This window comes from Variovorax sp. P4_D9 (assembly GCF_056401695.1).
Window position 1 is genome coordinate 1 of record NZ_JBFUIU010000638.1, and the last position, 5170, is coordinate 5170.

Genomic DNA, 5170 nt, shown 5'->3' on the forward strand with positions numbered 1-5170 from the left:
GGGCGATGTTGAACATCTCGGCCGGGATCGGCTGCATCAGCCCGCCATGGTCCAGCAGCGCGGCGCCGCGGAAGGCGCCGATGAACTGCGCCGCCACCTCCGGCACCAGCGCCTTGGACAGCAGCCCGATCAGCGAATCGCCGTGCCGGGGCACGAAGGCGTCGAGGTACACCAGCGAGCGGATCCTGTCGCCCATTCGGTCGGCGACGCCGGTGATCACCATGCCGCCGTACGAATGGCCGACCAGGATCACGTCGCTCAATTCTTCCCACTCGATGCAGCCGCAAACATCGCGGATGTGGGTCTCGAGCGTGATGTTCTCGGCCGACTGATGAAAACGCTCGCCGACACCGGTGTGCGTGGGCGTGAACACCGTGTGTCCGGCTGCCCGCAGCGCCGTCGCGGTTTCCCTGTAGCACCAGCCGCCGTGCCAGGCGCCATGAACAAGAACGAAGTTGGCCATCGATGTGTCTCCGAAAAATGGGAGCGGCCATCTTGAGCGGCGTCCATGCCGCCTGCCACCGGGTATTCCCGGCGCGAACTCGCGCCTCCTGCCCGGGCTGCGAGTCAGATCTTTCTGCGCATCTCGATGTGGCCGATGCCTGCCTCGTCGAACGGCTTGCCGTGCGGAGCGTAGCCCAGCCGCCGGTAGAAGGACTCAGCACTGCGCTGCGCATGCAGCATCACCTCGCTGTCACCGCGCGCCGCGGCCGCGGCCTCGAGCGCGCGCAGCACCGCCTCGCCATGGCCGCCGCCACGCAGCGCGCGATGCACCGCCATGCGCCCGATGCGCCCCAGCCCGGGCGCCTCGGCCACCAGGCGGCCGGTGGCGATCACCTGGCCGAGCCGGTTGCGCGCCACGGCGTGCAGTGCGGTCGCGTCATGCTCGTCCCATTCGAGTTCCCTGGGAATGCGCTGTTCTTCGATGAAAACCTCGCGCCGCACCTTACCGGCGCCATCGGCCCACTGCGCCCAGTCGCCGGTGGCGACCTCGCGCATCGGCTCGCCGGCCTCGTAGCCGGAGAGGATCTCGCGCAGCAGCGGCGGCACCGGCTTCGGGGTCTGCGTGGCCGGGTCGGCGAACACGTAGATCAGTTCGCAGCTGACCAGCAGGTCCTCGCCGCGGAAAAGGCCGCCATGGAACACAATCGACGAGCTGCCCACGCGCAGGCACTTCATGCCGACGTCGATCAGGTCGTCGACCCGCGCCGAGGCATTGAACTCGATGGTTGCCTTGCGCACGTACAGATCGCCCTCGAGCGCGTGCATCGTCTCCTCGTAGGGCAGCGCCATTGCGCGCCAGTAGTCGGCGATCGCGGTGTCGAAGTACATCAGGTAGTGGGCATTGAAGACGATCTTCTGCATGTCCACCTCGGCCCAGCGCACGCGCAGGCGGTGGAAGAAACGGAAGTCGGATTTGCGATGGAGTTCGGTCATGGCGATCAGGGTTGAAGGGCTTGTCGGAGGGCCAGCGCGGCATCGGCATGGGCCTGCAGCGCCTCGGGAATGGCGCGGCCCATCTTGACAAATTCATGGATCACGCCGCGATAGATTTCAAGGTCAACCGCGACGCCGGCGGCACGCAGCTTGTCGGCATAGGCGATGCCTTCATCGACCACGGGGTCGACTTCCGCGAGTCCGATCCAGGCCGGGGCGACGCCTTCGACATCTTCCGCGTGCAGGGGCGCGAAGCGCCAGTCCTCGCGCTCGGCGCTCGAGTTCAGGTAAAGGCTGAAGAACCAGCTGATCAGCGCCTCGCCGAGCAGCGGCCCCTCGGCGTAGCGCCGGTGCGAGTCCGTGTCCTGATGGGCCGCCGTGCCCGGATAGATCAGCAGCTGCAGCGCGAGCGGCAGCCTGGCGTCGCGCGCCAGGATGGCGCAGACCGCGGCCAGCGTGCCGCCGGCGCTGTCGCCGCCGACCGCGATCCGGCTGCCGTCGAGACCCCATTGCGCGGCGCTCTGCGCGACCTGCGCGAGCGCATCCCAGGCGTCGTTGGCGGCGGTCGGGAACTTGTGCGCCGGCGCCAGCCGGTAGTCGACCGAGACCACGGCGCAGCCGCTGCGCTCGCTCAGTACCCGGCACAGCGTGTCGTGGGTCGCGATGCTGCCGACCGTGAAGCCGCCGCCGTGGAAGAACAGCAGCAAGGGCAGCACGTCGGCCGAAGGTGCATACAGCCGCACCGGCAGCGCATGGCCGTCGCGCGCCGGCACGCTGAGATCCTCGACGCGCGCCAGCTGCGGCTTCGGGACTTCGAGCACGCCGGCACCCTTTTCGTAGGCGGTCCTGGCCTCGTCCGGCGTCAGCGAATGCAGCGCGGGCCGTCCGGCGCGGGCCATGCGCTCGATGACGCCGGCCATCCTGGGGGTCAACGCTGTCATGGCCGGCCTGTATCGCGGGTGACAAGCGCAAGGGTTTTTTTCGTGTCCAAGGGCGTCGGTGCTTGTTAGATTCGAAGGTTCCCATCGTACCGTCCGACACACCGGCGTCCTCCCATGGCCCTCATCCAGTACCTGACCCAGATCCAGTTCGACTTCGGCGCCATCCAGCTGCTGCGCAGCGAATGCGAGCGCATCGGCATCGCGCGGCCGCTGGTCGTAACCGACGCCGGCGTGCGCGCCGCCGGCATCCTGCAGAAGGCGCTCGACGCGCTCAGCGACCTGCCGGCCGCGGTGTTCGACCAGACGCCTTCCAATCCGACCGAGGCCGCCGTCCGACTGGCCGCGGCCCAGTACCGCGAGGCGCGCTGCGACGGCCTGATCGCAGTCGGCGGCGGCTCGGCCATCGACTGCGCCAAGGGAGTCGCGATCGCCGCCACGCACGAGGGCCCGCTGAAGACCTACGCCACCATCGAGGGCGGCTCGCCGAAGATCACCGAGCGCGTGGCACCGCTGATCGCGGTGCCGACCACCAGCGGCACCGGCAGCGAAGTGGCGCGCGGCGCCATCGTGATCGTCGACGACCACCGCAAGCTCGGCTTCCACAGCTGGTTCCTGATGCCCAAGGCGGCCATCTGCGACCCCGAGCTCACGCTCGGCCTGCCGCCCCGGCTGACCGCCGCCACCGGCATGGACGCGATCGCGCACTGCATGGAAACCTTCATGTCGGCGGCCTTCAACCCCCCGGCCGACGGCATCGGCCTCGATGGCCTAGAGCGTGCCTGGGGGCACATCGAGCGCGCCACTCGCGACGGCAGCGACCGCGAGGCCCGGCTCAACCTCATGAGCGCCTCGATGCAGGGTGCGATGGCCTTCCAGAAGGGGCTGGGCTGCGTGCACTCGCTGAGCCACAGCCTGGGCGGCATCGATMCGCGGCTGCACCATGGCACCCTCAACGCCCTCTTCCTGCCGGCCGTGATCCATTTCAATTCGGGCGCCGAATCGGTGCAGAAGGAACAGCGCCTGCAGCGCATGGCGCAGGCCATGCACCTCGACTCGGCCGGCGACCTCGGCGACGCGATCCGCGACATGAGCGCGCGCCTGGGCCTGCCCAAGGGCCTGGCCGAGGTCGGGGTCACGCCGGCCGTCTTCGAGGCCGTGATCGACGGCGCGATGGCCGACCACTGCCACAAGACCAACCCGCGCCTAGCCACCCGCGACGACTATCGGCAGATGCTCGAAGCGTCGATGTAGGCCCTCAGCCGGAAGTCCACGCCACGGCACCGGCCTCGGCCAGCAGCCAGTTGCGAAACTGCGCCATCGCCGGGCTGGCCGGCCGCGAGCGCAGGCGCGTGAGCCAGTAGCTGCCGGTCATCACCTCGGTGCCCAGCGGCCCCTGATGCTCGCGTGCCTGGGCGGCCCGGCCGGCCTGACGCGCTACGCCCGTACGCTCGGCGATGCGCAGACGCGGCTCGATCGGATCGAGACCGAACTCAACGAGGCCCGGCCCGGCGACCCGCGCGACACCACCACGCCCGGCGCCATGCTCGATGACATGCACAAGATTCTCTTGGGCAATGCGCTGTCGGCCTCGTCGCGGACGCAGATGGAACGCTGGCTGGCCGCCAACCAGACCGGCGGCTAGCGACTGCGCGCCGGGGTGCCGGCCGACTGGGCGGTCGGCGACAAGACCGGCTCGGGCGACCAAGGCACGGCGAACGCCATCGCGATCCTGCGGCCGCCGGGCCGAGCCCCGATCCTGGCCGCGGTCTACCTGACGCAGAGCAGCGCCTCGATGGAGGCGCGCAATGCGACGCTGGCGTCGGTCGGGGCCGCGATTGCCGCCCCTGCGTGACCGTTGGTCAACCATCGCTGTGATGGATCACGTCGATGGTGTGCTCTGCGCAGCGAAATAAAGGAGGAGGCCGCAGGCCGGGGGACATTCGCGGCGCAGTTGGCGTGAGCCCGCCCCAGGCCGCCACGCTATCGCATGACCCGCGACGCATGAAACGGGAACGGCCCACCCCGCGGAACCGGCTTTGCCGGCCCGCTGGGGTTGCCCCCGGAGAGGGGGGGCGGCCACACGAAGTGGGCAAGCCTTGGGGGTGATCTTTGCGTGACCCGCGACGCATSAAACTTTGCTGTAATKGATGSGCGGCGTCCGGCAAAGAGGTCGGTTTGTACTTGGTGCCWCGAACCCGTATTTCAGTTGGACCCGCGGCTCCACGAGCACCCCGTACTGTCGCCTGGGGCCTTGCGCCCCTGAGCACGCATCTCAGACTTCGATGACGTGGGCCGCACGCCGATGTCGCCGCACATTGGAGGCGATCATGGAAGTCATCTATCCGCGCTGCGCGGGCCTGGACGTGCACAAGCAAACGGTGGTGGCGTGCGTGCGCAYYGCCGGCGACGGACYSCCGTYGCAGGARGTGCGCACCTTTGCCACCACCACCTCGGGGCTGCTGGCCCTGGCCGACTGGCTCGACTCCTTCGGCGTCGAGCATGTGGGTATGGAGGCCACGGGCGTGTACTGGAAGCCGGTGTGGCACGTGCTTGAAGGCCACTTCGAGCTGGTGCTGGCCAACGCCGCGCACGTGAAGAACGTGCCAGGGCGCAAGACCGACGTCATCGACTCGATGTGGCTGGCGGACCTGCTGGCCCACGGCTTGATCCGCGCCAGCTTCGTGCCGCCAGTGGCCGTGCAGGAACTGCGCACCCTCACGCGCACGCGCAAGCAGTTCGTGCGCGAGCGCAGCGCGCATGTCTTGCGCATCGACAAGGTGCTCGAAGATGCC

General features: G+C 69.1%; 7 protein-coding genes. 4 read left to right on the forward strand and 3 right to left on the reverse strand.

From position 1 onward, the window contains the following. From AC1DY5_RS41210 to AC1DY5_RS41220, 3 genes are all read right to left on the reverse strand, one after another. Window positions 1–463: alpha/beta fold hydrolase (locus AC1DY5_RS41210; protein WP_478120212.1), on the reverse strand; the 463-nt coding region annotated here is incomplete at its 3' end. Between the two features lie 104 nt (window positions 464–567). Further along, window positions 568–1437 carry a YbgC/FadM family acyl-CoA thioesterase gene (locus tag AC1DY5_RS41215; protein WP_478120213.1) on the reverse strand — a complete coding sequence of 290 codons (870 nt, stop codon included), beginning with the start codon at window positions 1435–1437 and terminating at the stop codon, window positions 568–570. Window positions 1438–1442: 5 nt separating this feature from the next. After that, window positions 1443–2378: an alpha/beta hydrolase gene (locus AC1DY5_RS41220; RefSeq protein ID WP_478120214.1), complete on the reverse strand. Its 936-nt coding sequence runs from the start codon at window positions 2376–2378 to the stop codon at window positions 1443–1445. 114 nt (window positions 2379–2492) lie between these two features. Here AC1DY5_RS41220 and AC1DY5_RS41225 point away from each other — a divergent pair, with 114 nt between their 5' ends. From AC1DY5_RS41225 to AC1DY5_RS41240, 4 genes are all read left to right on the forward strand, one after another. Beyond that, a complete protein-coding gene (locus tag AC1DY5_RS41225; protein WP_478120215.1) occupies window positions 2493–3629 on the forward strand; it encodes an iron-containing alcohol dehydrogenase in 1137 nt (378 codons plus the stop codon). A 145-nt stretch (window positions 3630–3774) separates the two neighbouring features. Continuing rightward, window positions 3775–4020: a serine hydrolase gene (locus AC1DY5_RS41230; RefSeq protein WP_478120216.1), complete on the forward strand. Its 246-nt coding sequence runs from the start codon at window positions 3775–3777 to the stop codon at window positions 4018–4020. 15 nt (window positions 4021–4035) lie between these two features. Then, window positions 4036–4230: a hypothetical protein gene (locus AC1DY5_RS41235; RefSeq protein ID WP_478120217.1), complete on the forward strand. Its 195-nt coding sequence runs from the start codon at window positions 4036–4038 to the stop codon at window positions 4228–4230. 475 nt (window positions 4231–4705) lie between these two features. Next, window positions 4706–5170, forward strand: a 465-nt coding sequence (locus AC1DY5_RS41240) for an IS110 family transposase (RefSeq protein ID WP_478120218.1), incomplete at its 3' end; no start/stop codon positions are given.

Bases quoted from the DNA above. Each gene is read 5' to 3' on its own strand.
- AC1DY5_RS41215 (WP_478120213.1), bottom strand. From the start codon at position 1,437: ATGACCGAACTCCATCGCAAATCCGACTTCCGTTTCTTCCACCGCCTG.
- AC1DY5_RS41220 (WP_478120214.1), bottom strand. From the start codon at position 2,378: ATGACAGCGTTGACCCCCAGGATGGCCGGCGTCATCGAGCGCATGGCC.
- AC1DY5_RS41230 (WP_478120216.1), top strand. From the start codon at position 3,775: ATGCTCGCGTGCCTGGGCGGCCCGGCCGGCCTGACGCGCTACGCCCGT.